The 578-nt window shown below is 47.2% G+C and carries 1 protein-coding gene; it reads left to right on the top strand.

The features are described from left to right. Positions 1-578, top strand: a 578-nt coding sequence (locus NHN17_RS25890) for a transposase (protein ID WP_255045543.1), incomplete at both ends; no start/stop codon positions are given.

The raw sequence follows: 578 nt of genomic DNA, 5'->3' as shown, positions 1-578 counted from the left end.
TCCGTGCTCGTGCGGTGTCGTCGAGATAGACGATTCAAGGTTAGAGAGCCTATAGCTGGAGCTTCTTGTACTGTTGACCATTACGTCCGAAGACGTCTGCAGGATCTTCCTGTTAGTGGCCGACCTTGCATAATTGAAGTTGAGCTTGCTCAAACGAGAAATAAAGACGGAAGAAGGCTGATTGAGACGACAGAATATGTGGCTAAAGGTGGTCGGTATACTTCTCGCTTTTGCAAATTCATAAGTGGACTGTGTCGGCACATGAGTATCCACGCTGTCTCTCAGCACCTAGGAATCCGTTGGGAGACGGTGAAGAATATCGATAGAGAATACTTACGCTCAAGCTTGCCAGCATTAGACCCAGAGCAGTTAACCAACCTAAGCCATATTGGTGTTGATGAGGTTGCTAGAGCAAAGTGGCATGATTATATGACGGTGGTCTACGATCTGGACTCAGGTCATTTAATTTGGGTTGAGCACGGACGAAGAGCAGAAGTGCTGATTTCATTCTTCGAGCAGTTACCGGTGATGACACGGGAAGGGATCAAAGCAGTATCAATGGATATGGGACAGGCCTA

This window comes from Photobacterium pectinilyticum (genome assembly GCF_024357955.1).
Classification (GTDB): domain Bacteria; phylum Pseudomonadota; class Gammaproteobacteria; order Enterobacterales; family Vibrionaceae; genus Photobacterium; species Photobacterium pectinilyticum.
The sequence above is the reverse complement of the archived record's forward strand: the minus strand, read 5'-3'. Positions and strand labels throughout refer to the sequence as shown.